Origin of the sequence: Bacillus sp. D7-8 (assembly GCF_052055895.1) — a bacterium.
GTDB classification, from domain to species: domain Bacteria; phylum Bacillota; class Bacilli; order Bacillales; family Bacillaceae; genus Bacillus; species Bacillus velezensis.
Genome location: NZ_CP179922.1, coordinates 1137995 through 1164923, shown reverse-complemented (window position 1 = coordinate 1164923; position 26929 = coordinate 1137995). Strand labels below are relative to the sequence as shown.

Annotated in this window: 35 protein-coding genes, 1 tRNA gene, 1 pseudogene and 1 riboswitch; of the genes and pseudogenes, 16 read left to right on the top strand and 21 right to left on the bottom strand. The window is 45.3% G+C overall.

Going from position 1 to position 26929, the window contains the following annotated elements:
- Nucleotides 1-391 precede the first annotated feature (391 nt).
- Nucleotides 392-628, top strand: coding sequence for a hypothetical protein (locus ACKTRM_RS06095; RefSeq protein ID WP_041482186.1), 237 nt, complete (start codon nt 392-394; stop codon nt 626-628).
- On the opposite strand, the gene ACKTRM_RS06090 is transcribed toward ACKTRM_RS06095, so the two are convergent.
- On the bottom strand, nt 614-1486 hold the full coding sequence (locus tag ACKTRM_RS06090; protein ID WP_023356830.1) for a DUF3037 domain-containing protein: 873 nt from the start codon (nt 1484-1486) through the stop codon (nt 614-616). The genes ACKTRM_RS06095 and ACKTRM_RS06090 overlap by 15 nt on opposite strands.
- A complete protein-coding gene (locus ACKTRM_RS06085; RefSeq protein WP_012117319.1) occupies nt 1453-2439 on the bottom strand; it encodes a HipA family kinase in 987 nt (328 codons plus the stop codon). The genes ACKTRM_RS06090 and ACKTRM_RS06085 overlap by 34 nt, the downstream gene beginning before the upstream one ends.
- 350 nt (nt 2440-2789) lie before the next feature.
- Here ACKTRM_RS06085 and ACKTRM_RS06080 point away from each other — a divergent pair, with 350 nt between their 5' ends.
- A complete protein-coding gene (locus tag ACKTRM_RS06080; protein WP_012117318.1) occupies nt 2790-3044 on the top strand; it encodes a hypothetical protein in 255 nt (84 codons plus the stop codon).
- Between the two features lie 30 nt (nt 3045-3074).
- Here the strand turns inward: ACKTRM_RS06080 and ACKTRM_RS06075 are convergent.
- Nucleotides 3075-3161, bottom strand: a pseudogene (locus tag ACKTRM_RS06075) (peptidoglycan-binding domain-containing protein); the annotation flags it as partial.
- A 137-nt stretch (nt 3162-3298) separates the two neighbouring features.
- Here ACKTRM_RS06075 and ACKTRM_RS06070 point away from each other — a divergent pair.
- On the top strand, nt 3299-5182 hold the full coding sequence (locus ACKTRM_RS06070; protein ID WP_023356829.1) for a ribonuclease YeeF family protein: 1884 nt from the start codon (nt 3299-3301) through the stop codon (nt 5180-5182).
- Between the two features lie 16 nt (nt 5183-5198).
- A complete protein-coding gene (locus ACKTRM_RS06065) occupies nt 5199-5489 on the top strand; it encodes a contact-dependent growth inhibition system immunity protein (RefSeq protein ID WP_015417243.1) in 291 nt (96 codons plus the stop codon).
- Between the two features lie 278 nt (nt 5490-5767).
- Here the strand turns inward: ACKTRM_RS06065 and ACKTRM_RS06060 are convergent.
- The 3 genes from ACKTRM_RS06060 to ACKTRM_RS06050 all read right to left on the bottom strand — a co-directional run bounded on the left by ACKTRM_RS06060 (nt 5768) and on the right by ACKTRM_RS06050 (nt 8268).
- A tRNA-Val gene (locus ACKTRM_RS06060) sits at nt 5768-5840 on the bottom strand.
- A gap of 138 nt (nt 5841-5978) precedes the next feature.
- Entirely contained in the window at nt 5979-7154 is a 1176-nt protein-coding gene (gene metC, locus ACKTRM_RS06055) for a cystathionine beta-lyase (RefSeq protein WP_012117315.1), read from the bottom strand.
- Nucleotides 7147-8268, bottom strand: coding sequence for a methionine biosynthesis PLP-dependent protein (locus tag ACKTRM_RS06050; RefSeq protein WP_012117314.1), 1122 nt, complete (start codon nt 8266-8268; stop codon nt 7147-7149). The genes metC and ACKTRM_RS06050 overlap by 8 nt, the downstream gene beginning before the upstream one ends.
- A gap of 69 nt (nt 8269-8337) precedes the next feature.
- Nucleotides 8338-8463, bottom strand: a riboswitch (SAM riboswitch).
- 174 nt (nt 8464-8637) lie between these two features.
- Between ACKTRM_RS06050 and ACKTRM_RS06045 the strand changes: the two genes are divergently transcribed.
- The 6 genes from ACKTRM_RS06045 (at nt 8638) to ACKTRM_RS06020 (ending at nt 12182) form a co-directional block, all read left to right on the top strand.
- Nucleotides 8638-9360 (top strand): esterase family protein, encoded by a 723-nt coding sequence (locus tag ACKTRM_RS06045; RefSeq protein ID WP_012117313.1) that lies wholly within the window; start codon nt 8638-8640, stop codon nt 9358-9360.
- 25 nt (nt 9361-9385) lie between these two features.
- Nucleotides 9386-9901: a YjcG family protein gene (locus ACKTRM_RS06040; RefSeq protein ID WP_003154969.1), complete on the top strand. Its 516-nt coding sequence runs from the start codon at nt 9386-9388 to the stop codon at nt 9899-9901.
- A 4-nt stretch (nt 9902-9905) separates the two neighbouring features.
- Nucleotides 9906-10337 (top strand): GNAT family N-acetyltransferase, encoded by a 432-nt coding sequence (locus ACKTRM_RS06035; protein WP_012117312.1) that lies wholly within the window; start codon nt 9906-9908, stop codon nt 10335-10337.
- A 158-nt stretch (nt 10338-10495) separates the two neighbouring features.
- Nucleotides 10496-10729, top strand: coding sequence for an AbrB/MazE/SpoVT family DNA-binding domain-containing protein (locus ACKTRM_RS06030; protein ID WP_007409078.1), 234 nt, complete (start codon nt 10496-10498; stop codon nt 10727-10729).
- On the top strand, nt 10730-11467 hold the full coding sequence (locus ACKTRM_RS06025; protein WP_007409079.1) for an ABC transporter ATP-binding protein: 738 nt from the start codon (nt 10730-10732) through the stop codon (nt 11465-11467).
- Nucleotides 11460-12182 carry an ABC transporter permease gene (locus ACKTRM_RS06020; RefSeq protein ID WP_012117311.1) on the top strand — a complete coding sequence of 241 codons (723 nt, stop codon included), beginning with the start codon at nt 11460-11462 and terminating at the stop codon, nt 12180-12182. The genes ACKTRM_RS06025 and ACKTRM_RS06020 overlap by 8 nt, the downstream gene beginning before the upstream one ends.
- Before the next feature lie 40 nt (nt 12183-12222).
- Here ACKTRM_RS06020 and bla read toward each other — a convergent pair whose 3' ends face one another.
- Both bla and ACKTRM_RS06010 read right to left on the bottom strand, forming a co-directional pair.
- On the bottom strand, nt 12223-12972 hold the full coding sequence (gene bla / locus ACKTRM_RS06015; RefSeq protein WP_012117310.1) for a subclass B1 metallo-beta-lactamase: 750 nt from the start codon (nt 12970-12972) through the stop codon (nt 12223-12225).
- Nucleotides 12973-13040: 68 nt separating this feature from the next.
- Nucleotides 13041-13295 (bottom strand): hypothetical protein, encoded by a 255-nt coding sequence (locus tag ACKTRM_RS06010; RefSeq protein ID WP_012117309.1) that lies wholly within the window; start codon nt 13293-13295, stop codon nt 13041-13043.
- A 120-nt stretch (nt 13296-13415) separates the two neighbouring features.
- On the opposite strand from ACKTRM_RS06010, the gene ACKTRM_RS06005 reads away from it, so the two are divergent.
- Nucleotides 13416-15701: an ATP-dependent helicase gene (locus ACKTRM_RS06005; RefSeq protein WP_012117308.1), complete on the top strand. Its 2286-nt coding sequence runs from the start codon at nt 13416-13418 to the stop codon at nt 15699-15701.
- Between the two features lie 68 nt (nt 15702-15769).
- On the opposite strand, the gene ACKTRM_RS06000 is transcribed toward ACKTRM_RS06005, so the two are convergent.
- The 4 genes from ACKTRM_RS06000 to ACKTRM_RS05985 form a co-directional block, all read right to left on the bottom strand.
- The gene (locus tag ACKTRM_RS06000) at nt 15770-16024 is read right to left on the bottom strand and encodes a stage VI sporulation protein F (protein ID WP_003154986.1); all 255 of its coding nucleotides are present in this window, start codon (nt 16022-16024) and stop codon (nt 15770-15772) included.
- A gap of 166 nt (nt 16025-16190) precedes the next feature.
- Nucleotides 16191-16352, bottom strand: a complete 162-nt coding sequence (locus ACKTRM_RS05995; protein WP_007610678.1) for a YjcZ family sporulation protein — start codon at nt 16350-16352, stop codon at nt 16191-16193.
- Nucleotides 16353-16443: 91 nt separating this feature from the next.
- A complete protein-coding gene (locus ACKTRM_RS05990; protein ID WP_012117306.1) occupies nt 16444-16641 on the bottom strand; it encodes a hypothetical protein in 198 nt (65 codons plus the stop codon).
- Nucleotides 16642-16927: 286 nt separating this feature from the next.
- Nucleotides 16928-17284: a DUF1360 domain-containing protein gene (locus ACKTRM_RS05985; protein WP_023356825.1), complete on the bottom strand. Its 357-nt coding sequence runs from the start codon at nt 17282-17284 to the stop codon at nt 16928-16930.
- Nucleotides 17285-17454: 170 nt separating this feature from the next.
- Here ACKTRM_RS05985 and ACKTRM_RS05980 point away from each other — a divergent pair, with 170 nt between their 5' ends.
- From ACKTRM_RS05980 to cotZ, 5 genes are all read left to right on the top strand, one after another.
- Nucleotides 17455-17841: a spore coat protein gene (locus ACKTRM_RS05980; protein WP_012117304.1), complete on the top strand. Its 387-nt coding sequence runs from the start codon at nt 17455-17457 to the stop codon at nt 17839-17841.
- A 37-nt stretch (nt 17842-17878) separates the two neighbouring features.
- On the top strand, nt 17879-18190 hold the full coding sequence (locus ACKTRM_RS05975; RefSeq protein ID WP_007409088.1) for a hypothetical protein: 312 nt from the start codon (nt 17879-17881) through the stop codon (nt 18188-18190).
- A gap of 91 nt (nt 18191-18281) precedes the next feature.
- Complete coding sequence (gene cotX / locus ACKTRM_RS05970) at nt 18282-18782, top strand: spore coat protein CotX (protein ID WP_012117303.1); 501 nt, start codon at nt 18282-18284, stop codon at nt 18780-18782.
- A gap of 150 nt (nt 18783-18932) precedes the next feature.
- Nucleotides 18933-19415, top strand: coding sequence for a CotY/CotZ family spore coat protein (locus tag ACKTRM_RS05965; protein WP_012117302.1), 483 nt, complete (start codon nt 18933-18935; stop codon nt 19413-19415).
- Nucleotides 19416-19560: 145 nt separating this feature from the next.
- Nucleotides 19561-20004 carry a spore coat protein CotZ gene (cotZ, locus tag ACKTRM_RS05960; RefSeq protein ID WP_012117301.1) on the top strand — a complete coding sequence of 148 codons (444 nt, stop codon included), beginning with the start codon at nt 19561-19563 and terminating at the stop codon, nt 20002-20004.
- A gap of 58 nt (nt 20005-20062) precedes the next feature.
- Here cotZ and ACKTRM_RS05955 read toward each other — a convergent pair whose 3' ends face one another.
- The 9 genes from ACKTRM_RS05955 to tenA form a co-directional block, all read right to left on the bottom strand.
- Nucleotides 20063-20671, bottom strand: coding sequence for a CotO family spore coat protein (locus ACKTRM_RS05955; protein WP_007409092.1), 609 nt, complete (start codon nt 20669-20671; stop codon nt 20063-20065).
- A 97-nt stretch (nt 20672-20768) separates the two neighbouring features.
- Nucleotides 20769-21545 (bottom strand): enoyl-ACP reductase FabI, encoded by a 777-nt coding sequence (fabI, locus tag ACKTRM_RS05950; protein WP_012117300.1) that lies wholly within the window; start codon nt 21543-21545, stop codon nt 20769-20771.
- 130 nt (nt 21546-21675) lie between these two features.
- Entirely contained in the window at nt 21676-22488 is an 813-nt protein-coding gene (gene thiD, locus ACKTRM_RS05945; RefSeq protein ID WP_012117299.1) for a bifunctional hydroxymethylpyrimidine kinase/phosphomethylpyrimidine kinase, read from the bottom strand.
- 22 nt (nt 22489-22510) lie between these two features.
- Nucleotides 22511-23521, bottom strand: coding sequence for a thiazole biosynthesis adenylyltransferase ThiF (thiF, locus tag ACKTRM_RS05940; RefSeq protein ID WP_012117298.1), 1011 nt, complete (start codon nt 23519-23521; stop codon nt 22511-22513).
- Nucleotides 23518-24288, bottom strand: a complete 771-nt coding sequence (gene thiG / locus ACKTRM_RS05935; protein WP_007610655.1) for a thiazole synthase — start codon at nt 24286-24288, stop codon at nt 23518-23520. Before thiG ends, thiF begins: the two co-directional genes overlap by 4 nt.
- Nucleotides 24285-24488 carry a sulfur carrier protein ThiS gene (thiS, locus tag ACKTRM_RS05930; RefSeq protein ID WP_007409096.1) on the bottom strand — a complete coding sequence of 68 codons (204 nt, stop codon included), beginning with the start codon at nt 24486-24488 and terminating at the stop codon, nt 24285-24287. Before thiS ends, thiG begins: the two co-directional genes overlap by 4 nt.
- Nucleotides 24485-25594 (bottom strand): glycine oxidase ThiO, encoded by a 1110-nt coding sequence (gene thiO, locus ACKTRM_RS05925; RefSeq protein ID WP_012117297.1) that lies wholly within the window; start codon nt 25592-25594, stop codon nt 24485-24487. Before thiO ends, thiS begins: the two co-directional genes overlap by 4 nt.
- Nucleotides 25578-26195 carry a thiazole tautomerase TenI gene (gene tenI / locus ACKTRM_RS05920; protein WP_012117296.1) on the bottom strand — a complete coding sequence of 206 codons (618 nt, stop codon included), beginning with the start codon at nt 26193-26195 and terminating at the stop codon, nt 25578-25580. Before tenI ends, thiO begins: the two co-directional genes overlap by 17 nt.
- Nucleotides 26173-26880 carry a thiaminase II gene (gene tenA / locus ACKTRM_RS05915; protein WP_015417218.1) on the bottom strand — a complete coding sequence of 236 codons (708 nt, stop codon included), beginning with the start codon at nt 26878-26880 and terminating at the stop codon, nt 26173-26175. The genes tenI and tenA overlap by 23 nt, the downstream gene beginning before the upstream one ends.
- Nucleotides 26881-26929 lie beyond the last annotated feature (49 nt).

Sequence of the window (26929 nt, the reverse complement as noted above, 5' to 3'; positions counted from 1 at the left end):
GTTAAGTCACCGAAATAAAAACCGCTACCTTGTCGTTGGCAGGACCGCTACCCTACACCGTTATACGCCTAAGTCATCGACTAAGTCAACGCAATAAAAAACGGCTAGAAACGTTGATATAACGCCTCTAACCGCCGTGGATGATTCCGACTGGGCTCGAACCAGCGACCTCTACCCTGTCAAGGTAGTGATTATCTTCTGATACGAACTGAAGTTTTATTTTGAAACCTTATTTTATAAGGTTTGCTGATCGTTCTTTCTGATAAAAAATCTTCTGTTTTGGCTAAAAATGAACAAGTTGGTCCCCAATTCGTCCCCAACTGTCCCCAAATCAGATTTATTGACAACAAAACATAAGTTCGCGTATCATCCTTACAGGAGTTGAATCGCAATGACCGATTTTGAGCGTAAAGTGTATCGGATTATTTTTAATATGACCCGCTTTGGAAAAAATCCCTCCATGGAACAATTGAAAAGGAAAACTGGGAAAGATGAACAGGTAATACGTGTTGCTGTGAAAATCCTTATGTCGAAAGGTGAATTGAGGGACCAAAAAGAGGAAAAATGGAGATCTTATCTAATCAAAATAAAGAAGCCCAGTTTGAGCTTCTTTTTAGGAAATTTTTAGTGAATCTATATCATGCGCTTCTCTTTCAATTGTATTACACAACTCAATTATTTTTTGTTGATTCTCTAAATCAAATCTTATAATCCGGTTATCCATATTCTCTAGATAATTCAATTCATTTTTAATATCGCTTTGATCTAAATCTGATTTACGGTATAACAAATGAATTTTTGCACCATCAGGCGCATTCTCATATAAGAACTTAGTTTTAGCAAACCATTCTGTTTTTTTGGTATTTCCATTTATAATAGGAATAGACTGCAAATAATTCCAAACTCCATTTTTATAACCGAAATCTATCTTAATCTTAACGCTTTCCAATCCTTCAATCGGTTCGATTGAGAAATCATGCATAACTTTCTTTTCCAACAACCTTCTTTCTTCGAAAATGCTTCTCATTTGTTTCTTAATACTATGTGTTTTCTGTTTTTGCATATATCCTTTTCCGACATATACATTAAAGATCGCTTCAAGAAATCCTTTCAAATCATCTGCTAGAGAAAATTTAGGTCTACTTAACGTTAATTTTTTTTCTTTATAGTAGTCATAAAGGTCATCTAAAAATGTTTTTTTATCTTGAGAACCAATAATTACAGATCCTACTTGCCCTAATATATTGTCTTGACTTTTGATAAGATAATATTCCAAAGCATCTTTAAAACTTTTATAGAGATTGGCATCAACGGGAGAATGAATTAGGGATCTTAATTTAGGAGAAGTTTCTTCTACTAGATAAAACATAGTTGGAACATCCCCATCTAAAGTATGCAATATCACACCAACATTAACTACCTCACCTGCCAATTGGTCTGATTGGTAGCGTACTACACTGTACCAGCACGCTTTTCGTCTATCCAATGTAAAACCCCCCCTACTGAATTTGTGAAGGCATTTCTATTCATTAAACTTTGTATTATGTGCCTTACTAGACTTTTTTGTTTTAATAAGAAGTCTTTATAAGTGGTCATTTGCATATTATACTCAACAAACCATTCCTGCGGTATTCCTTCAAAGAATGAATCAATAATATGTTCATTAATATGTTCAATTTCCGCTATAATATTCATAAAAGAATGATTTTTTACGTCCGTTAAATCAATTTTAGGTTGAATTGCATTAAACACCAAGCCTAAACCATCAACTTGATCTCTGTTTATACTTAAAACGCAATCAGTGAAATAGTTGACGTACTGTTGAGTTAAAGAAACTTGTCTCATATTTTGTATTTTTTCATTTGTCCAAATAGGGCCAAAGAAAGCATGACCGTGATCAATTGCGAAGACTTTTCGACCTTCTTCAGTGTTTGCTATTAGAAGGTTACCTTGATTTCTGTATCTATCAAAGTTTGCTATCAACAAATCAAATGCAATAATCTTAGCAATATCTTCAGTATTTTTTATATTATCAAAGAAAGCATTCCAAGTTCTTTTTATCCATGGTTTGCCCATTGCTATCATTTGCTGATAATTATCACGCAAGTTATCTTCTATGTTTTCCAATTCTTGTGAAGCAAAGAAGTAGCCCTCTTCAAATTTATGTACAAACACGATTTCTCTATCATTTTCAATCAAGCGTGGATCAATAAAAGCTATCGCAGCATCTGGAATGGGTACATCTAAGTGTTGTGCTAATTTGTAAGAGAGGATTTCATTTAGGAACATACAATTATAATGTTCGCGTTCTCCCCCGACAACAACTTTTTGTGTTTTTAAAATGTATTTTTGAAAATCATCTGCTAATACAAGTGCAGGTTCACTAATTCCTTGACCAAGAAATCTTAAAAATGAGTTAACTTGTATCTCTTTAACCACTTGTCCCTGCTCCCTCCCCCTTAACGATTTAATTGACTTAATTTTACTCTAGAGTACAATTTGATTCAATTAAAATTTTCCAAAGGGTGAGGACCTTTATTGTATTAGGTGGCAAACGTACGAAAGCTCCTCTTAAAATTAGAGGAGTTTCATTCATCATACGGCCGGCACTTCTTCCGGCCGGCTTCCCTCTACTTATACGCACTCAATTCCCCCAAGCAACTCTACGATTCTATAATGGAAAATTGACTTCACAAAAAATCCAGATAAATTTGTATTAAGAAGCACGCTCCACTCACCAGCTAAATATATGCTATCCTTTATTTATACCAAAACAAGGGGGAACTCCAATGGATGCTTCGGCAATTATTGAATTCAGACATGTTAAAGATTTAAATGACAAAGAGGGGGATTTTATATTCAGAACAACTAAAGGGGTAATAGATGCGGATATTCAAGATGGTGAATTCGATTTGTGGACTGGCGACATCATCCCTATCAAAACACATGAAGGAACAAAAAATTACAAAGTTTTAAAAGTAAAGTATAATCCTCTAAATGATAATAATCGTGTTTATTTTGTAGCTGAACACGAAGAAAAATAAAACTCCCTCTCTCAGAAGGAGTTTTTTTTATTATTTCAATTTCGCTTCAAGTTTCGCTTTCGTCTTTGGCCCGTAAATGCCATCAAGATTTAGTCCATTCATAAGCTGAAACCGTCTTTAAACAAGAATTTCAAATAGGAAAAATAGCACAGATCGAATTAATCATTTCACACTTTAGAATCACACCCCCTTCTGTTTCTTCATTTTTCCATGGTAAAATCTTGTTGAAGTAATTCGTATGAAAGGATATGGTCATGAAAGTTTTCGAAGCAAACAGCCTGCTGGCCGCTGCCAAACAGCGTGCGAGTGAATACAAAAAACTGCGCGGCCAGATGGTCAATCTAAAAAAAGCGTTTCAAGGCATGGCTGATCTTGGCGACGGCGATTTCTCAGGCCGGGGCGCTGACAACATCAAAGCTTTTTTCAAAGACCACGCCGGCGTCACAGACAGCTGGCTTGATCTGATCGACATGAAAATCGCATTTCTCACAAGCCTTCCCGGCAAGGTCGAAAACGCCGGTCTTTCCGGATCTCATGTAGAAGAATCTTTTCTGGAGCACGAGCTCACCCATGCCCTCAGTAAATCAAAAGCGATTATGGAAGAGCAGAAAAAGGACATGCGCTCCATCCTCGGAGAGATCGAAGACATCATCTCGCTTGATCTGTTTTCAACCGAAAACACGGATCAGAAGCTCTCTTCAGCTGACAAAAAAAGAAGCGAAACCATACATAAGCTCGGCAAGCTTGATCACGATCTAACGAAAGAATACGCAGAAACCGAAGCAAATGAACATTTTATCCAAGCAGATTTCCAGCAGCTCCAAAACGCCACGGGCACAGGAAAAAGCGCAACTCCGCTTCACTACAATGCCAAGGCGTACCGAGAAAGCGACATCCATAAGAAGAAAGGCGAGATTGCAAGACATTCGGATGCTTATTTGACGATTAAAAAGGAAGAAGCGAAAGAGCGGGAAATCAAGGATCTGAAGAAAAAGCTGGCCGATGGTGTCACCGATCCGGATGAGTATTTGGAAATCGCGAAGAAAATCGGCTATGAAAACCTTGAACCTGCACAGGTGCAATATGTGATGCAGCTTGAACAAGCAAAGCAGCTCGAAGAAGTCGGAGAAACAGTTTGGGATATCGTCAAAGGAATAGGCGTCGGCCTTTATGATGTCGGGAAAGACACCATAACAGGCGTCAAAGATCTCGCTGTCGGCGCATGGGATTTTTACCATCTCTCTGATGAACAAAAAGTCGCTAAAACCATATCGGCCGTATTGAACACACCCTCCTACGCAAAAATCATATGGACAAACCTGGCGGATTCATGGAATGATAAAATGGTTAACGGGGATGCGTATTCAAGATCACATTACATCACCTACGCCATCGGGAGCATTGTGGGACTCAAAGGTTCCGGCTCAGCTGTAAAAGTAACAAGCAAGCTCGCAAAAACAGGCGCCGCCAAAGTGGATAACGTCTTGGAAGCCGGTGAAAAAGCAGCCGCAAAACATGTAAAAACCGGGATTGAAAAAGGACAAAACTACATCAATTCCGTTTCGAAAAACAAGTACGAACCCGCGCTTGCCGGAATAGCACAGGATATTGAAAATACTCATAACGTGAAGAATACGCCTTTGTTGAAAAGTATTATTGAAGATCAGAAAGAGAGTGTGCTCAGTAAGTCTGTGACTTCTGACAATAGCGGTATACATAGTGTTAAACAAGGAGACAGCAGCCCTCTCGCACCAGGCGGTGGCTTAGCTGCTCATGAAGCAAAAGGCGGACATCTTATAGAAAGACATGTTGGGAAAACAGATAAAGAATTAATAGAAAGACTGAAAACTGATCCTAACCCACATATTACAGCTTCATCTACTTTTAAAGATAGGGCTACCGCTGAAAGAATTGCTAATTCAGTTTTAAACGATCCAAAAAATATAAAGAAAATCGAAAATTGGATTGATGATCCTAAAAAACCTAAATTAATGTTAAGATACAAGGGCGATGGAGAAATAATCGGCAAAAGTGTATCAAGAAATTCAGAACTAGTAGAAAACGTTACAAACGCAAAAATTATACTCAAAAAAGATAATAACGGTAACTTTATTCTTACAGGATATCCAACCAAATAGAAAGAGAGGAAGTATCATGGATGAAAGGTATGATTTCTTAGATGAATTAGAAAATTTTTTAGGTGCAACATTTCATCAAGATATCCAATCCCCTGAACACGCCTTAGACGAATTTATTGAGGAAATTAGTAAAGAAGGTTTGCTATTTACAGTAAAGTATTGCGAAGAGTTTCTAAATAGCGATCTAACTAAAGAAGAAAAGGAAGACATTATAAAGTGTAATGCAGAAATATATTTCCCGACAATTGGCTTACCACCTATAGAATGGTTAAAAAGTGTAATAGAACAACTAAAAGAGGCTATTTAAAAGAAACACTGAAAGGCCCCCATTTTATGGAGGGCCTTTTTATATTGATACCGAATTTTTCGGCTTTCTTATCCGGATAGAAACGCAATACCGACAGTGCGGTTTGGAACTACTTGACGGCATCACTAGCTGAACTTTTCAACTATTTTGATCCTAAAAAGAGATACAGCCAATAAATTTCGAGCCAAAAAATCAAGTTCGCCAACAACTTGCGAATTTGATAAACCGGCTTTATTAAGGGAAATTAAAAAACCCTTGCTACGCAAGGGTTTCGGCTATGATTCCGACTGGGCTCGAACCAGCGACCTCTACCCTGTCAAGGTAGCGCTCTCCCAGCTGAGCTACGGAATCATGATATGTATGTGTTGCTGGGTATGTTGTTGTCTCTCTGACATTTATAATTATATATCCTGATTTCTCATTCGTCAACACTTTTTTTATCTAAAATAAAAAAAGGGCGCGTCACAAAATTGACGGCGCCCTTTTCGTTTATGATCTCACTTGGGCGGGGGTTATTTTTTTCAATGCCTGTTCGAAGTCCCGCTCTAAATCTTCGGCGTTTTCGACTCCGACGCTCAAGCGCAGAAGGCCGTCTGTGATGCCGCGTTTCTCCCTCTCTGCTTTTGGCATGGCGGCATGCGACATGGCTGCAGGGTATGAGAGAATGGATTCGACGGCGCCGAGGCTGACGGCAAATACCGGAAGCGATACGTTTTCGACCAGCTTTTTGACGGCTTCTTTGCTTTCCAATTCAAAGGACAGGACGGCGCCCGCTCCGCTCGCTTGCCGTTTATGGGTATCGGCTCCCGGGTGTCCTGCAAGGCCGGGATAGTAAACGTTTTTGATGGCGGGATGTCCGTCAAAATAGGCAGACAGCCGCTCAGCCGTCCGGCTCGCTTTTTCCAGTCTGACCTGCAATGTTTTTAAGCCTCTCAATACGAGCCAGCAGTCCTGAACGCCGAGCACCGCTCCAAATGAGTTTTGCAGCTTATACAGCTGATTGCCGAGCTCTTCATCTTTTACGGCGGCAAGGCCTGACAGCACGTCGCTGTGGCCGCTTAAAAATTTCGTCGCACTGTGAAGCACGATATCTACGCCGAGATCAAGCGGCCGCTGCAGAGCAGGCGTCATAAAAGTATTGTCAAGGTATGTCAGACAGCCGTGATCCTTTGCCAGTTTGACGACGCCCTTAATATCCGTGATGCCGAGCGTCGGGTTTGACGGTGTTTCCATATAGATGGCTTTCGTATTCGGCCGGATGGCGCGGGCGACCGCTTCTGTGTCCGTCATATCGACAAAGGTATGTTCGATCCCGAAACGGGACAGAACCTCAGTCACCATGCGGAATGTTCCGCCGTACACATCCTCCGTGACAAGGACATGGTCGCCTTGGGATAAGAGCAGAAATGCCGTCGAAATCGCCGCCATTCCCGAGCTGAAAGCAAAGCCTCTCGTTCCGCCTTCAAGACCTGCGATCGTTTCTTCAAGCGCTGTTCTTGTCGGTGTGCCTGAGCGGCTGTAGTCATATGTCCCGAATTCTTCAAATGAAGACTGATGGAATGTGGAAGCATGCTGGATCGGGACGCTGACGGCTCCGGTAGCTCCGTCTGTTTTAAATGGATTGTGCACGAGCTGGGTTTCCAGCGTCCAATTGTGATTACTCATATGACACGGCCCCCTCTTTTACTTGCTGTAATGCCTGCTTTACATCCCGCTTCAAATCTTCTGCATGTTCAATGCCCACTGAAAATCTCAGCAGACGGTTGCAGACACCGTTTGCGATACGGATGTCTTCCGGAATGTCCATGTGCGTCTGTGTCGCGGGGTATGTAATAAAGCTTTCCACCCCGCCGAGACTTTCTGCGAAACAGATCGTTTTCAGCGCCTTTAAAAACGGATTGACCCATTCCTCTTTTTGCAGCCGGAAAGACAGCATCCCGCCTTTTCCGGGATATAACACATCGGCGATTTCTTCTTCCTGTTCTAAAAATTCCGCAAGTTCACGGGCGTTTTCTTCATGACGGCGCATTCTGAGTCCGAGTGTTTTCATCCCTCTCATTAAAAGCCACGAATCAAACGGCGGGAGAACGGCTCCGATCGCATTTTGGTGATTAAACATGATCTCGCCGAGCTCTTCATCCTTTACGACAGCAAGACCGGCAAGGAGATCATTGTGCCCGCCTAAATATTTTGTGGCGCTGTGAATGACGATGTCCGCTCCCAGTTCAAGCGGACGCTGGAGCACCGGGGTATAAAACGTATTATCCACAATCAAAAGCAGGCCGGCTTCTTTCGTAATCCGGGCGATTTTTTCAATGTCCGCCTCCTGCATTAACGGGTTTGTCGGCGTTTCAACAAATACCGCTTTCGTGTTTTCCGTTATTTTGGAGCGTAAACAGTCTTCATCGCTGAAATCATCGTAAATAAAGCTTAAGCCGTATTTTCTCCATTCGTTTTCAAACAAACGGTACGTGCCTCCGTATAAATCGGAGGATACAATCAATTCATCTCCGCTTTTAAATAAAGCCATAATCGTTTGAATGGCTGCCATTCCCGAGCTGAAAGCAAAGCCTCTCGCACCGTTTTCCAACACGGCGATAGCGTCTTCAACGAGCTGGCGTGTCGGGTTTTTCGTACGCACATAATCAAAGCCTGTAGATTCTCCAATTCCTCTATGTCGGTAAGCGGTGGACAGATAAATCGGCGGACTGACCGTTCCCGTTGCTTCTTCGCTTCTATTTCCGATTTGGGCTAATTTTGTATCAACATGCTGCGTCATCAGTAAGCACCATCCTTTTTCAAAAATAAAAAAGCCCCCTCTTCATAAGAAGAAGGAGCTTTTCTCTTCCTCTTATCTTCCAAGCATGTGAATCGCTTGCTGGATTTAGCACCTTGGCACTTTGCCTTCCCGCGGCAAAGCAAACCGGTTGCTGAGGTTTCAAAGGGCCAGTCCCTCCACCTCTCGTGATAAGAATATTGTTTTGTATTTTCTGATTGTTCTATATTAACGCACTATAAAATGAATTTCAATAACTTTTTATTTATCTGAACTCTCGCAAGAAGTGCATCTGAAGAAAGAAATTTCTAATAATTCATGGTACAATAGGAAAAAACCATCAAGACAAGAAGCGGCCTGGAGGAATGCGAAGTGGCATCAAAAAACGGAATCATTCATGAGAAAAAACTTTTCTCCCATGAGCTTGAAGAGGAAATGACCGTTTTGGTCTACCTGCCCGCCACCTTCTCCCCTCTGTATAAATATCATACGATCATCGCTCAGGACGGCCATGATTATTTCAGATTAGGGAGAATCGGGCGGCAGGCGGAAGAGCTTATGTCAAAAGGGGAAATTGACCGCTGCATCATTATCGGCGTCCCTTATAAAAATGTGCGGGAGCGAAGAAACACATACCATCCAGAAGGCTCTAAGTTCGCCTCATATAAGCGGTTCATCGCAAATGAGCTCGTTCCTTTTATCGACAAAGAATACCCGACTTATCAAGTCGGATACGGCCGCACCATGATCGGGGATTCCCTCGGCGGAACCGTTTCGCTCATGACGGCGATTGACTATCCGAACATGTTTGGAAACGTCATCATGCAGTCTCCGTATGTTGACGGGCACGTGCTGGATGCCGTCCGGCAGTCGGAGGATCTCAAACAGATTTCCGTTTATCATCAAATCGGAGAAAAAGAAACCGGCGTTCACACGACGGACGGCCAGGTTCTTGATTTCACCGCGCCGAACGAAGAGCTTAAACAGCTGCTGGAAAGCAAACAGTCTGAATACACGTATGAAACCTTCGACGGGGATCATAAATGGACCTACTGGCAGCCGCTCATCACGCCGGCGCTGAAAAAAATGCTGTAACCATTCATTTAAGGAGGGAACTTTCATGAAATACGGTATTGTTTTATTTCCATCAAAAAAATTACAGGATCTCGCAAATTCGTACCGGAAACGCTACGACCCGAGCTACGCGCTCATTCCTCCGCACCTGACGGTAAGAGATCCGTTTGAAGCGACAGAACAGGAAATCGAGCAGGTCGTATCACAGCTGAGACAGACGGCGAAAGAGTCGCATCCGCTCGTTCTGAAAATCACAAAATACAGCTCGTTTTCTCCTGTGAATAATGTGATATATATGAAAGCAGAGCCGACGGAAGAATTAAAATCTCTGAGTGAGAAATGCTACTCAGGAGCATTATCCGGCGAGCCGGAATACAGCTTCGTTCCGCATGTCACGGTCGGCCAGAAGCTGTCGTCAGATGAACATTCCGACGTACTCGGACAGCTGAAAATGCAGGACATTTCCCACGAAGAAGTCATCGACCGTTTTCACTTGCTCTATCAGCTGGATAACGGCTCATGGACTGTGTACGAAACATTTTTATTAGGCGGAGGAGAATAACTGCTTGGAATCCATCATCGCAAAAACTGAAAAACAGCTAAACGACGCTTTTTTCGTCAGAAAAGAGGTCTTTGTTAAAGAACAGCACGTTCCGGAAGAAGAAGAGATTGATCAATTCGAAGACACGTCAGAGCATATAGTCATATATGACGGCGGCCAGCCGGTCGGAGCCGGCAGATGGCGCTTGAAAGACGGGCATGGAAAATTAGAGCGCATCTGCGTGATGAAAAGCCATCGTTCTTTAGGCGTCGGAGCCATCATTATGCAGGCGCTTGAAAAAGCTGCGGCAGCCAAGGGCGCCGACAGCTTTATCTTACATGCGCAGACGCAGGCGGTTCCGTTTTACGAAAAACAAGGATACCGCGTCACATCCGGTGAAGAATTTCTCGATGCGGGCATCCCCCATCTGGAAATGATAAAGGAACACAAACGATAAAATCAAAAGCACTCCTGTTTATAGCAGGAGTGCTTTTTTTATGAAAATAATACTATTTCATGAATTTTATTGAATTTTATGGAAGGTTAATATATGTTTAGTATACGAAGTATTACAATTCATACAAAAAATACAATTCATATTTCGGAGGGATACACATGACGGCACCAAAAGGAAAACACATATTCGGGACTGTTAAAGTGGGTACAAAAGGACAGATTGTCATTCCTAAAGAAGCAAGAGATGTTTTCGATATAAACCCGGGGGATTCACTGCTTATGCTCGGAGATGACCAGCAAGGTATCGCACTTGTTAAACAAGAACTCTTTTTCGAATTTGCAAAAGATATTTTAAACGCTAAGCAAATCGATGAAGATAGCGAGGATGAGTAAATGCACGCGATTGAGCTGAAGCAATTAACGAAACATTATAAAGAAACCGCCGCCGTTGACCGTCTTGAGTTCTCAGTTGAGAAAGGGGAATTTTTCGCTTTACTCGGTGAGAACGGAGCCGGAAAAACGACATTAATCAGTATGCTTTGCGGACTCCTTTCTCCGGATGACGGTGATGCATCAGTGCTTGGACACAGTATTTTGACTGATTTGGATAAAATAAAACCGAAATTGAATATGTCCCCGCAGGAAACAGCCATCGCTCCTCATCTAACCGTACGGGAAAACTTAGAGTTTATAGCCGGAGTCTACGGAATTCCGAAAAAAGAAGCAAAAAAAAGAACAGATGAGATGCTCGAATTGTTTCAATTAAAAGAGAAAGAAAGAGCAAAAACAAAAACATTATCAGGAGGAATGCAGCGCCGCCTCAGCATCGCAATGGGAATGATCACCAAGCCGGATATTTATTTCTTAGATGAGCCGACATTAGGGCTGGACGTCCGTTCACGCCGCGAGTTGTGGAAAAATCTTGAGGCATTAAAGGGGGACATGACGATTATTTTAACGACACACTATTTAGAAGAGGCTGAAGCCCTGGCAGATCGTATTTGCATTTTAGAAAATGGGACTTTAAAAGCACTGGGCACGGCGGAGGCTCTGAAAAAGCAAACTCATTCAGCCACATTTGAAGATGCCTTTTTAGCGATTTGTGACGGAGAGGCGGGTCTTTATGCTTGATTTCGCTATTCGCAACCGCAAAGAAATTTTTCGTGACCCCCTGTCTATTATCCTTGGAATCGCACTGCCTGTTATTCTATTGTTTCTGTTTACGGCGATTGAAAAAAATGCGCCGCTTGATACCTTTAAAATTCAGCATTTAGCACCCGGACTCATTGTTTTCGGTTTTGCTTTCCTTACAATGTTCTCTGCATTGCTGATTGCAAAAGACAAACAGACCGCCCTTTTGACCCGTTTGTTTGCTTCCCCTTTAAAAACAGCCGATTATGTCATCGGTTATGCAATACCGATGCTGCCGTTAGCCATTTTACAAATCGTCATTTGTTTTATCGCAGCAGCGGCTGCCGGTTTATCCGCCGAGTGGATGAATCTTCTCGCAGGTATCGCTGTCTTGCTGCCGATTGCGATGATGTCCGTTTTCTTCGGTTTATGTTTAGGGGCTGTGTTTACGGACAAACAAATTTCAGGTATCGGAACGATTTATATTACACTCGTGCAATTTCTGGGCGGGGCTTGGATGGAGGTGAGCCTGCTCGGTGACACATTCAAACATATCGCTTATGCCTTACCGTTTGTTCACTCGATCGAGCTGGCCCAGGAAGTCATATCCGGAGATTATTCTTCCTTTCATCAGCATATTTGGCCGATAGCGGGATATACCGTTTTGGCGCTTGCACTTGCTTTCCTCAGTTTTATGAAAATCAGGAAGAGATAAAAAAAGCCGGCACTCGTAATGGGAGCGCCGGTCTTCTTTATTACGTTTCTTTCAGAAGGTTTATCGTATGAGGCAGCAGACGGTCATCCCCCGGACTGCCATGGCCCGGAACGACAATGCTGATGTCCCGATATCTTTTCATGACTTTGCGGACGGCGCGCGGCCACTGATCCGGATAAAAACCCGGAGTAGGCACGATTTCCTTTGTTTCTAAAGCCTTGATTAAGCATCCGCCGAATAAGAGCTTATCCTCAGGCAGCCAGACGGTAATATTGTCTTCCGTATGCCCTTTTCCCGGATAAAACGTTTCAATTTTCATATCGCCAAACTGCAGCTTTGTCACGTTTTTCAAATCTCCGAGCGGCCGGTCATATCCCTGCTGTCGGGCGAAGTCGGCGGTCAGTTTCGTGCTGTGCACCTTTACCCCGTATTTGTACAGGGTGTTCAGACCGCCGATACGATCATCATGGGCGTGTGTCACAATGGCATCGGTCATCCTTTTGCCGGGAAACCGCTTTTTTATTTGTGTCATTAATTGCTCTGTGAGACTGTCATTCCACGGAGTATCAATCAGTACGATTCCTTTGGAAGTCTCAAGAAGCAATCCGTTCGCAGGGACGGGATTTCCGTCTGCCGTACCGGTGCTTGTATGCATCCAGACATGCGGCGCCAGCTGTGTGAGAGTGACATCTTTTGCTGCGGAGCCCTCCGCCGCGTGTGCCGGTTTCATTCCGGCAGTAAAGAGGCCGAATAGAAATAACCCCGCAATTAATAATGAAAGCTTTCTCAAATTGAATCATTCCTTTCCGCATCTTTCATATATACGACTCAAAAAAACCCGGATATTTCCGGGCTTTTTCACACGTATTGATTTATCAACCGGCCTTTTCCCATGATTTGCGGCAGACGGGAAAGAGAGCGCTTACGTTTTTCCTCATGTACTTTCTTTTCTGCGGCTGCGGTGTTTTCCTGGCGGCGCTCCACCTCTCTGTACACCCTGTCATTGGCAAGGGCGGCCGCTTTCGTAATGCTGGCATAATCAGACTTATAACCCGCTGCCCGGTTTGCGTATTGAGAATACTGCTGGTTTTGAATCCGTCCTGCATAAATCATATGTACCCCTCCCCTTCGCTTTTCATTTCCCTTAATCTTACTTTTTGAAACGCTGTTCTTTTGTTATGATATTCTTTGTCTATCAAATGGATGAACACCTTTTAATGGGAGGACCCCTTTTTGAAATGCGCCCGACTGAATAACCGAACGATACATTTACATACATATTCTAGAGAACATTACCAATTCCTTTTTGAAGAAGCTCAGAAAGGAAATATTTTTTGCGCACATTGTGAGCAGCCCGTCTTGATGCGGCTTTCGATTTTAGAGCAGCCGGCATTTTATCACCGGCAAAAGGGAGACTTCACCGCCTGTGAAAAAGCATGCGCGGCCGAGGAACCACAAGCGGAGAAAGAAAAAGAAGAGTATAAGGAAGCCGGCATGTTCCGCCTGCCGAAAGGAAAAGCGATTTCAGAGAATCCGAAACCGATCGTCTCAGAATGGAAAAGCCCGAAAAAAGTGCCTGCGGCCGAACCGTTTTCACCAACATCCGAGGCGGCTGATACATCTTTGTTCCCCGGCATCGGCCTGAACCGTGAACAGATGAAGGCAGTTACTGAAACGGACGGGCCTTTATTAGTGCTTGCCGGAGCGGGAAGCGGAAAAACAAGGGTGCTGACAGCACGCGCCGCCCATATGATTGAACACCTCGGCATTTCACCTGAGAATATGCTGCTTGTGACCTTTACGACAAAAGCCGTCGCCGAAATGAAAGAGCGGATGGCAAATGAGTACGGTCTGGCAGCCGGAAAAGTCTCCCGTCTCGTGACCGGAACATTCCACAGTTTTTTCTATAAAATACTCTATCATTATGATTCTTCAAAATGGAACGGCAGCCAGCTTTTAAAAATGGAGTGGCAAAAAGAGCAATATGTGAAAAAGGCGCTCTATGAAGAAAATTTGGATGAAAAAGAGTTTCCCGTCGACCAGGCGCTTCAGCTTATCGGCTGCTGGAAAAACACGTATCTCCCCCATGAGACCATTCCGCTTGCGGACGACTGGGAGAAAAAAGTGTACAGGCTTTACGAACATTACGAACGGCAGAAGCGGGAAAAACGGCAATTTGATTTTGATGACATGGCCCAAGGCTGTTATGAACTGTTTCAAAGCCGGCCTGATATTCTCGCGCAGTACCAAAACAGATTTTCTCATATTTTGATTGATGAATTTCAAGATATCAATCCTGTCCAGTACAACATTATGCAAATGATCGCAAGCCCAGAGAATAACCTGTGCTGCGTGGGTGATGACGACCAATCCATTTATGCGTTCCGAGGCAGCAGCCCGTCTTTCATTTTAGATTTTCAAAAGGATTATCCGGCAGCAAAGACCATTTACTTAACGGCAAATTACCGATCGCCGCATCCGATCGTCTCAAGCGCTCATGCCGTCGTAAAGAAAAATAAAAAACGGTATGAAAAAACACTTTCTGCCGTCAAAGACGGCGTTCACAATCCCGTGATGTTTTATCCTTACGATGAAGAAGAAGAAGCGACCATGATCGTTTCGGATATGAAAGAGAAGATTCAAAACGGGGCGAGTCCTGACGATTTTGCCGTACTTTACCGGACAAACAGCGCCGGACGGGCCATTTATGAAAGACTGCATCAATCATCGATTCCTTACCATGCCGACAGGGGCGTGCAGACGTTCTACAGCCGCAGAATCGTACGCCAGATCCTCGCCTACTTATATGCGAGTCAGAATGAAGATGATCCGGATGCGGTGAAAGACCTGCTGCCCGCCTTATTTTTAAAGCAATCCGCCCTGCAAACGTTAAAGGCGCTGTCAATCACGGAAGATTGCACGATGATCAAGGCACTGACGAAACTGCCTGACCTGAAGCCTTTTCAAATAGGGAAGATCAAGCAGATCGTTCCGTTTTTCGCAAGCATCCGGACAATGAAGCCGGTTGAAGCCATCACCTTTGCAGAAAGCAAAATGGGTTTTTCCGAGTATTTAAAAAAACGGGGCAATGAGGGAAACAAACTGGAAAAAGGCTCTGATGATCTCAGGGATGTCAAAGTGGCCGCCAAAAAATTCAAAACCATTCCCGATTTTCTTGCGCATGTCGATCATATGCGCGCCGCTGAGAATCTGAAAACCGATGAAAACGGCGTCGAACTTCTGACCATTCACCGCTCTAAAGGTCTTGAATTCAATACGGTCTATATTTTAGGCGCGGCTGACGGCTCGATCCCCCATGACTTCGCACTTGAGACGGCGAGACAGGGCGATCCCGCTCCGCTCGAAGAAGAAAGACGGCTTCTGTATGTCGCAATGACAAGGGCCATGCAGCATTTATATGTATCTTGTCCCGCGTACAGGCGGGGAAAAACAGCGCGCAGCTCAAGATTTCTCGAGCCCCTTCTTCGGACGGACAGACGGAGCGCACTCAGGATATAAAGAACCCGGCAGATCACTGCCGGGTTCTTCTCACATAAAAAGGCCTTTTTAGCAAGGCCGGCTGACGCCTATTTATTGTTCAGCATTTTAGAAATGGTGCCAAAATCAAGTTTCTCTTTACCGCTTGTAATAGATTGAACGATTTTGTCTTCCAATTCTTTCGGAACACGCTTGTTAGCCAGCTGGGACACCTTCTGAATGACGCCTCTCACCGTGTTTTCATCTTTGAAATTGGCATTTTGCAATGACCCTGCAAGGTTCATGACATCCTTCATGCTGACGCCTGTTTTCTTCTCAATATTTTTGAAAAATTGATTATCCATGTTGTGCCTCCTTTTGTGGAGTAATACGATATTGTATGAATAAAGAGCGGAACATGTGCCCGTAAGACAAGGAAAAAATTCCAAGTGCCCCGTCTCTATACTCCTTCATACATCAGGGAAGCACGGGACTGAACGGTCCCGCGCTTATCCAAGGTCTTGCTAAGGTTTAGCCAAAAAAGGATGCACCGACAATGATCAGAAGGATGAACAATACGACAACAAGAACAAATGTTGAGCCGTATCCGCCTCCGACATAGCCGCCTCCGTATCCGCCGCAGCCGCCATAACCGCCGTAGCCGCCGCCGAATCCGCCATATCCGAATCCCATATCTAAGCACCTCCTTTACTCCCTATACTCTATGTGAGCCGACTTGTTTGGCTTGGATAAATGCATAGGGCCGGTGCGGATTTCATTCATTTTAGTGAGAATGCTCATTTTTCTTCAGTTTTGCTTCTGTTTCGGCGGCAAACACATCTATCCATTCCTCAAAGCGCGATCCCGCTTCATCAAACTCAGACAGCTGTTTTTCAATAGATAAGATATATTTGTCATGCTCCCGCTGGTTTTGATTGTGCCGGCGGTATTTACCGTTTATGAATGATTCAAATATATTCATAACATCCCCTCCTCCTATGATCTATGCCGAACAGAGGCCGGCGTTCGGCAAAAAACAAAAAAACCGGAAGTTCCGGTTTTTTAGAAAAAGGCTATTTCGGTTTTTTCTTTTGGCCGCAACCGCAGCCTTTTTTCTTAATTTTTTTTTCGTAAGGCTGATGCACAGTTGATTTGTATGGAGAATGTTGGGAAGGTTTGCTTGATTGACTCATGGTAATCCTTCCTTTCCTTATGTCATATATGCCAGTTTATGCCGAAGGTGACGGTAAGTTGCTGGTGGAACCGCCTTATTCCTGCAGAAGACGAGAAACCGCAGCTTCAATGATCCCGGCTGCGCCGGCTATGGCTAACAGTAAAATCAGCCATTGCGCGGTCTCGGGTATCACAATCTGCGCGGCAATTAAAAAGGCGGCGCACCATACGCCCGTACACCAGTAGCAGCTGAGAAGTTCACCGATAAATGCCCTGATCCCTTTTCCTTTTATGACAATGTAGGTTTCTGTCGTGCCGTCGGGTGCGGTTTCTGTTTTTTCCTCGTGAAAAAGGCTCCGAAGCGGCGCCATAATGGTGTCAAATACGAAAAGCCTGGCCAGCCGGAAAACGGCAAACGATAACAGAATAAATGAAAGCCAATTGATAACCACCTGTTCACTCCTTTTCAAAACTTGACCTCTTTATACATATGCGAAAACCCTGATCTTCATGAATCGCACCTTGTCCGGTAAAAAAATAGGTGCGGTTTAGTTGTTTTTCTTATTCCGCTCGGCGTTTCATTTGCATTATATAGAGTATGAATGAGAAAGGAGTGAAGGTTATGTCGTTTGAAGAAAAAGTCGAAACACTGCAACCGCAAATATTCGAACAATTATCCAACGAATTCGAGCAGAAGATCGAAGTGATTGATTGCGAAAATGTCACAGTAGATACAACACATATAACGGCTGCTCTTTCTATACAAGCTTCAGTTACTGCGGCGATTATCCTCGCGACACAGCTCGTGATCGCAGATGAAGACACAGCCGATCAAATGGCAACCGAACTGCTGATCCTCGAGGATTGCCAAATAAAAAAGCGAACCCTCATTCAAGTCATTAACAGCCGCAATATTAAAATCACACTGACAGCAGACGATATCATGGCCTTTGTACAAACTTTGTTTCAGCTATTAAATATACTTTTTGCTGAACTAGACATCCTTTAACCTTTCTTTTCAAATATTTAAATAGAGGTGAGAACAAATGGCAGATAACGAAAAATTCAAAGAAGAACTCGCAAATCTACCAGAAGTGGATCCGCTTTTAAAAGTGCTTGTCAGCAATGTCTTCAAAAAACACGGCGTGACAAAAGATAAAATGCGGGAAATACCTGATGAAGAAAAAGAAATGCTGATCGCATTAGTCAAAGACATGCAGGCGAAATCAGAAGCTTTTCTTGAAAGCCAGAAACAGAAAAAAGAGCAAAAAGCGCAAGAACAGCAGACAAAGCAGCAAACCCGCAGAGAACAATTAATCGAACAGCTCCGGCAAAGACGCCAAAATCCCGGTCAATAACTAAAAATAGTGATTTTTATCAGGATAGATGCCTGAGTCAAAGTAAGGGGCCGGCTCATTTAATAATAGTAAAAGAAAAGGAGGAATAGATATGGAAAGCAGACCATACTCTTGGGTTGCACTTGATCCTGAATGTGAACATCCGCGAGAAGAAAAAGAAGAAAAAGAAGGAAGAAGATGCAGTGTTTGCTGTAACGGACACGGGTTCGGCGAAGATAATGCCTTCATCGACCAAGACCTGGCACAGGCGAATCTCAACAAACAAGTTTCTGAAGAAGCGATTATTATCAGAGATTCTTGTGATATTAACGTGACATCGACAGATATTCAGGCAGTCACTTCAGTCATGACAGCGATTAATGCAGCAGTCGTAACGGCCACTCTCACTTCAATCGCTGACGGAGTCATCGCTGAATTGGTCGCACAAGACTTATTGCAGCTAACAGCTAACAAACAAATCAACCGTCAAAAACTGCTCATCGAAAACTCCCGCGGCGTAAACGTGACAACAGTAGATGCCGATATCGCAACATTGATCTCAACAGCAACAAATACACTGATTGCCATCTTAGTCATCACCCTCGTCCTCTAAAAAGAAAAAGCAGAGCTAAAAATGCTCTGCTTTTTCTTATTTTCTCCGCATATGATGAATATATAGACGTTCACCCACACCAAGTGAGGCTCGCGTACATATGTTGTTAAAGACAAAAGTCAAATACCCTAAAAGAAGGAGCTGAAATCCATGAGCTGCGGAAAACACCATGGCCGAGATGAAAATTGTGTATGCGATGCAGTCGAGAAGATTTTAGCAGAACAAGAGGCTGTTGAAGAACAATGCCCGACTGGATGCTATACCAATCTGTTAAGCCCGACGGTTACCGGTAAAGATACCATCCCGTTTCTCTTGTTTGATAAAAAAGGCGGTTTGTTCTCCACATTCGGGAACGTCGGAGGATTTGCGGATGACAGCCAGTGCTTCGAGTCTATTTTCTTCCGGGCAGAAAGAGTTTGTGATTGCTGCGCAACGCTTTCAGTATTGCGCCCCGTAGATGTGCACGGCGACACCCTCAGCGTCTGCCATCCTTGTGACCCGGATTTCTTCGGTTTAGAAAAAACAGATTTTTGCATTGAAGTTGATCTGAGCTGCTTCAGCGCCATTCAATGCCTTTCACCGGAGCTTGTTGACCGGCCTGAGCCGCACAAAGAGAAAAAGCATCACGGATAGTCATTGATTCGCATCTTTCCTAAAGAAGAATCCCCTTCCAACCTTCTATTACAGATGCAATCATCAGCCCGTCCGGACTTCCGGGCGGCTGACTCTCCGATATCGTTTAATCCGGTATATAAAACGTGAAGTCAGGAGGGATATTATGAGCAAGCATACAACATACTGTGTGCGTGAAGCGGTAGAAAATATTGAAGACCTGCAAAATGCGGTCGAGGAAGATTGCCCGGCCGGATGCTATTCCAACCTTTTATCGCCGGGTTTTTCATTAGGCGATACAGTGCCGTTTGTGCTTTTCACTTCTAAATCATCACCGTTTACCGCATTCGGAAATGTCGGCGAGCTGGATAACGGCCCGTGCTTTAACACCGTTTTTTTCAGAGTTGAAAGGGTCTGTGACGGCTGTGCCACATTAAGCCTGCTTATTGCTTTTGACGAGCATAAGCACATTCTTGATTTTACAGATAAAGATTCTCTCTGCGATGTATTCCGTTTAGAAAAAACGCACTATTGCGTTGAAGTCGATCTCCATAGCTTCTGCGCCATCAATTGCCTGAACCCGAGACTGATCAACCGCACACATTCTTAAATCAAAACGCATAAAAATAAGCTGCCGGATGAAAGAATTCAGGCAGCTTTTTGTATGGTTAAAATCCAAGCGGATGCAGCGAGGTGATATCGTCTATGGCGAGTTCTGCCGGCGCTCCGTTGCTTGTCGTCCGCAGGAAGATCGCATTATTTTTTCTGCCGACGATCACGCCTCTGTAGGTTTTCCCGTTGGCTTCTATCAGACAAAGGGTCCGCGGCATATTATGCGGCAGCTTCGTTAAGAAATCAATTTTTTCAAGAATGGACATTCTGCTCATCGGCTTTTTCACGCGCTTTGGCGGAACCTTCTCCTCTGGGGCGGCATTGTGAACAGCTTCAGGCTCTTTTTCAGCGGCATCAGGCTCTTTTTTAGCGGCGTCAGGCTTGGCAGTGTCCTGCTCCGCTTGCGCCGGAACTTCTTGAACGGCTTCTTCTGCGCGGCTGTGCTGTTCAGGTACTTGCTTTTCTGGTTCGACAGCCACTGCTCCTTCAGGCTGAGTTTGACATTCTTCCTCCCGCTTTCCATGCATCGGCTCTTCTTCCGGCGGCTGAGGCGCTTTCCTTTTTTTGATTAATATGTCCTGCATTGATGATTGCGTGTCTGAATAATCCGCCTGAACAATATACATGAGCGGTTTTTTTTCCGCGTTTCTGTTTTGTTTTGACATCTTCATCCCTCCGATTCTGTCATGTTTTATTTATATGACGGAATGATTAAAATCAGAAGAAAGAAAAAAGCAATCCCTGAAAGGGACTGCTTGTTATTTAACGTGCGGTAATATGGAATCCTGAATCAACGTGAAGATTTTCGCCCGTGATGCCTCTTGACAGGTCACTGAACAAGAATGCAGCCGTGTCGCCCACTTCTTCAGGTGTTGTCGTGCGGCGCAGCGGCGCGCGCTCTTCAATTTCTTTCAGGATGGAGTTGAAATCACTGATTCCTTTTGCAGACAGCGTACGGATCGGTCCTGCTGAAATGCTGTTGACGCGGATGTTTTCTTTTCCTAGGTCAGCGGCTAAATATCTTACGCTCGCATCAAGAGACGCTTTTGCCACACCCATTACGTTATAGTTTGAAACGACGCGCTCTCCGCCGAGGTAAGTGAGTGTAACGATGCTTCCGCCTTCAGTCATAATCGGACGCGCCGCTTTTGCGACCGCTGTCAGAGAGTAAGAACTGATGTTATGCGCAAGCAGGAAACCTTCGCGGTTCGTATTTAAATATTCGCCGACAAGCTCTTCTTTGTTTGCGAACGCGATGCAGTGCGCGATGCCGTGAATCACGCCGACCTGCTCTTTAATGCTCGCAAAGCAAGCTTCGATCTCAGCGTCATTTGTCACATCACACGGAAGGATGATGGAATCATTTCTTTCTAATGTAGCCGCAAGGTCATGAACTGATTTTTCCAAGCGCTCTCCCGCGTAAGTGAAAATGAGGCGCGCTCCGGCTTCATGCAGCGAACGGGCGATTCCCCATGCGATACTGCGTTTATTGGCAACGCCCATCACAACGATGTTGCGGCCTTCAAGTGAGAAATTCATATGTATAAAGCCTCCTGTAATCGTCTTAAAGACATAGTTTTAGTACCTGATCTTAATTTTTATCATATCATAACCTTGTCCAGATTGAAAGCACGGGAAAAAGACCGCGGATGTTGAAGCGGTCTCTTTTTTATCTCGTCTGCAGACTGTTCCTTTTAAAGGCAAAATGATTGGTCGGGCCGTGTCCCTCTCCAATGCCAAGCGTATGTTCCACGGCTTCCCGCACAAAATTGACGGCTGTCTCAAACGCGGTCTGAATGTTTTTCCCCTTTGCCGTTTCCGCCGTCAGCGCGGCTGCGAACGTGCAGCCTGTTCCGTGGGTGTGTTTGGTGTCAATATAAGCGTGGCTGATTTGGGTAAAAGACGAACCGTCAAATAATAAATCAACGATCCTCCCCTGTTCAGGCTGGTGTCCGCCTTTTATGATGACATGCTTTGCACCAAGCTTGCAAAGGCGTTCGGCCGCTTTTTTCCGGTCCTCAAACGTGCGTATTTCCATTCCCGTCAATACCTCAGCTTCCGGAACATTCGGCGTCACCGCATAGCTGCGCGGAATTAACAGCTCTTTTAACGCGGCCTGAGATTCCTCACGCAGCAGGGAAGCGCCTCCTTTGGCAATCATGACGGGGTCCGTGATGAGATGATCAAGCCCGTACTGATCCGTTTTTTCCGCAATTTCCGCAATCATTTCCGCGCTCCACAGCATTCCCGTTTTTACAGCGTCAGGCCGCAAATCTTCCGCCACCGCGTCAATCTGGTTGCCCAGCGCTTCCCGGGTGAGCGGATAAATGCCGTGAACGCCCAAAGTGTTCTGGGCGGTTACCGCTGTAATGGCTGACATCCCGAAAACGCCGAGCTCCTGAAAGGTTTTGAGATCCGCCTGTATACCGGCGCCGCCTCCTGAATCTGATCCGGCAATCGTCAATGCTTTGCATATGCTCATGATGTTTTTCTCTCCTTTCGCATTATCCGATCCATTTATGATAAAAGGATTTCGCTCTGCTGATATCACTTGTGCCGTGTATTAATGCTCTGCCGTCACGAAACAGTACCATCTTGAAATTGTCTTTGCAAAACGAAATTAAATACGGGTTGGCTGAAACATCAAGCCCTGTCCGTCTGAGCTGTCCCGCAAGTTTTTGCAGATCAAACTGTTCAGAGATCCCCGCTCTGATCTGCACCGTGTTCCGCCCGCACAGAACCGCCGCTTTTGTCTGATTTTCATAGGATAAAAACGGATAATCGTTCGTGCCGCAGCTTGGGCAATCAGCCGACTTAAGACGGGCGACGTTTATTTCTGACCGTTCATTTTTCCATAAATCAAAAGAACGGAGAACATGCTCGATAGATCCGCCCGTTAACAGCTTCAGCGCATCTGCTGCCTGAAAAACGGCCGTCTGCAATACAGCCGGGCTGATGATTCCCGCCGTATCGCATGTCATACCGCCTAAAGGCAATGTCTCAAGCAGACAGTGAAGGCACGGCGTGACACCGGGAATGACGGTAAAAGAGAGCCCGTAGCTGCCGACACAGGCGCCGTACAGAAAGGGAATCCCTTTCTGTACAGCCGCATCATTCACAATCAGCCTCGTTTCAAAGTTGTCAGCGGCATCCACGATGAGGGAGGCGCCACGAATCAATCCGGGTGCGTTTTCCGCAGTGACATCCATGACAAATCCCTCGACCTCTACATCACTATTTATAGATCGAAGCCGTTTTTCAGCCGCCGCGGCTTTCGGCATTTCCTGTCTGACATCGTCTTCGGTATAAAGCTGCTGGCGCTGGAGATTACTCCACTCCACATAATCTCTGTCAGCGATCGTTACCTTCCCGACCCCTGCTCTGACAAGCATCTCCGCACTTGCCGTCCCAAGCGCACCCGCGCCGATAATCACGGCATGAGACGACCGGAGCTTCTCTTGGCCGGAGGGACCGATCGGCTGAAACAGCTCCTGTCTGGAATATCTGTCCGTCATACCGGAAGACCGTCTCGCGGACTGCTTGCAGTTCCGTAATCTTTCACCGGAATTCTCCCCGCTTCATAAGAAAGGCGGCCCGCTTCTACGGCAAGCTTCATCGCCCGGGCCATCTTGACCGGATCATCAGCGCCTGACACAGCGGTATTTAACAGCACGCCGTCAGCCCCGAGCTCCATCGCGTAGGCGGCGTCTTTTGAAGATCCGACGCCGGCATCGACAATGACCGGCACCTTCGCCTGTTCAATGATAAAGGATAGATTCAGCGGATTTAAAATTCCCTGACCGGAACCGATCGGCGAAGCGCCCGGCATAATGGCATGCACTCCGAGCTCCTCAAGACGTCTTGCGAGCACAACATCATCTGACGTATACGGAAGCACGATAAATCCCTCTTCGAGTAGCTGTTCTGATGCTTTCAGCGTTTCAACCGGATCAGGCAAAAGTGACCGGCTGCATCCGATGACTTCTACTTTTATCATGTCACAAAGCCCTGAAGCTTTGGCAAGCCTTGCGATTCTGACCGCCTCTTCAGCCGTTGCGGCGCCGGCCGTATTCGGCAGAAGCGTGTATTTAGACAAATCAAGCTGTTCAAGAAAGTTAGGCTGAGACTCTTCAAAGATGTTCATCCGCCTTACCGCAAAGGTTAAAATATCTGATTCCGAGACAGCCACCGCCTCTTTCTGAATCTCAAAACTCGGATATTTTCCCGTTCCTAACAGCAATCTTGACTGAAACTGTTTTCCGCCTATTGTTAACATCCTCATCCGCCTCCTACAAAATGGACAATTTCTATGACATCGCGGTCACACAAACTCGTATTTTCATAATTCTTTTTTTCAATGATTTCTTTATTTCTCTCCACAACTACGATTCTTTGATCAAGCTGGTACGATTCAAGCAAATCCTGAACCGTCCCCTCATTTCGATTCCAATCAATTTGTTTTCCGTTCAGCTGAAGGATCATATATGAACAGCCTCCTTGCGATCAATTCGAAACGCTTCTTCCCATTCCTGTTTAATCTGTCTTTCCAGGATCATATCCCGCACCATTTCAGCCGTTGCCGGCGCCAACAGGATGCCGTTCCGAAAATGGCCGGCGGCGAAGATGATGCCGCTGTCTTCAGGATGCCGCCCGATAAACGGCTTTCCGTCTCTTGTTCCCGGCCTGAGTCCCGCCCAAAACCGGTCTATTTTCATATGTTCGATGGCAGGAAGCATGGTTTTCGCTTTTCCAATGACGGCCTCAATTCCTCCGATGTCAGGCGTATCGCTCCAGTCGCCGTGTTTCATCGTTGCGCCGATGACAAGCCGGCCGCTTTTTCTCGGGACGACATAACAATGATCATGATAAAGGGTTTTGGTCAGCGGGGTATCGTCATTCCACACGGAAAGGCATTCTCCTTTCACAGGAAAAAAAGGCTGTCCCAAGCCGAGCTGGCTGAAAAACCGGCCGCTCCATACACCGCTTGCAACTGCGACTTTGTCAGCATAAACATCCCCGCCGGACGTTGTGATGCAATATTCTCCGTTCATCCGTTTTACGGAGGTGACTTGTGTATGCTCATATATATCAGCGCCATAGCGCCGCGCTCCTTTTGCATACGCTTTGCAGACATAGTACGGTTCGACATGGACATCGTCTTTTATAAAACTTGCGCCGAGAATGTCTTTTGAAGCGTAAGGCTCTTTTTCAAGGGCATCTTCCGCTGAAAGCCAGGTGACGGAAGGCAGATCATCCATCTTCCGTAGACAGGCGATATCTTCTTCGGTATACGCCAGTTTAAGCATTCCGCCGTTATGGCGCCTGATGTCAATGCCGCAAGCTTCCTCAAGCTCTTGCCCCGCCGGTTCATACAGCCTTTGACTGTGCATGGCAAAATCAAAAAACGCATCCCGGTTTTCACATTCCGCATGAGCGCCCAGCATTCCCGCGGCAGCGCTTGTCGTTTTTCGGCCGACTTCTCCGGCTTCAAGCAAGACAACCTTCTGCTGTGTCTTCGCCAGCTCATAAGAAATGGCGCACCCGATAATTCCGCCGCCGATCACCGCTGTATCATAGTGCTTCTTCATAATCGGCCTCCCTTACCGCGCGTGCATACCGTTTTGCCGCCTCCTCAGGATTTTCAGCTGAGAATATACCTGACATGACGGCAATTCCGTCCGGTTTCGCCTGCTTTGTGTGTCCGATCGTCTGCAGTGTCATTCCGCCGATTGCGATGACGGGGATGGAAAGCGTGCGTTTGATCTCTGAAAGCAGGCTGATGCCTCTTGCTTCAAGTCCTTGTTTACATTCGGTTTCAAATACATGGCCGAACACCACATAATCCGCATCTTCCTTTTCAGCTTGGATGGCTTCTTTCAGCGAATGAACCGAACGTCCGATATGAAGATGGGGAAATCTGCTTCGCACCTGCTTTACGGAAAAGCTGCGGGACGGAAGCTGAACACGGTGTATATTGGCAAAAAGCGCGATATCCGCCCTGTCATTGATGATCAATTTGTCCTTATCCGCACCGCCCTTTTTCAAAAGGGACAAAAGCTGCATGATCTCTCCCGCTGTTTTATCCCGCTCACGGATATGGATAAAGCTTACTTCGCGCTGAATCGAAAGAATATCCTCGGCCAGCTCGGCAACGGGTTTGCGATTATCAGTTACCGCGTGCAGCTCCAAAAGATTCCACCTCTTTTCCGCCCTTCTCGGACCAGCCTTCTTTTTGATAGGCCATTCCCCAAAATTGATATTCATAATAGCTTGAAATCACAAAATTCTCTTTCATTTTCGCGCGGATGTCCTCTGTGCTGTTTTCAGCAATCTCGTCAAAACGGCTGATCTGTTCTTCGACTTGCTGTCTGAACCAGTCTCCGCCGTATGTACCGATCCATTTTTCATAAATCGGATGCTCCGGTTTGCACTCCTTTAAGTGTTCGCCGACTTCATAATAAAGCCAATAACAGGGCAGAAGCGCAGCTAATATTTCTCCAAAATTGCCGCTCATCACCGATCTGTACATATGAGACGTATAAGAATAGGCGGTCGGTGCCGGTTTAAATGCCGCACGCTCTTCTTCCGTAATCCCTAAAAGCTCCGTAAACTCGCGGTGCAGCGCCATTTCCGCTTCATATGTCCCTTGAGCGTGGCCCGCCATCCTGCCCGTCGTAAACAAGTCTTCGGCATATGCGGCGCCGAACGCCTGAACTTTTGCAAAATGCGTCAAATAGTAGGAATCTTGCAGCACGTAATAGCTGAAACGGTCTATCGGCAGGCTTCCGTCACCGATTCCCGTTACAAACGGATGAACAAAACTTCCGTCCCACCATTCGGCAGCCGCCTGTCTGCATTCTTCAGAAAATGTCATCATGTCTTCCCCCCTGATAAAATAAAAAAACCACTTTCCCGCATCGGAA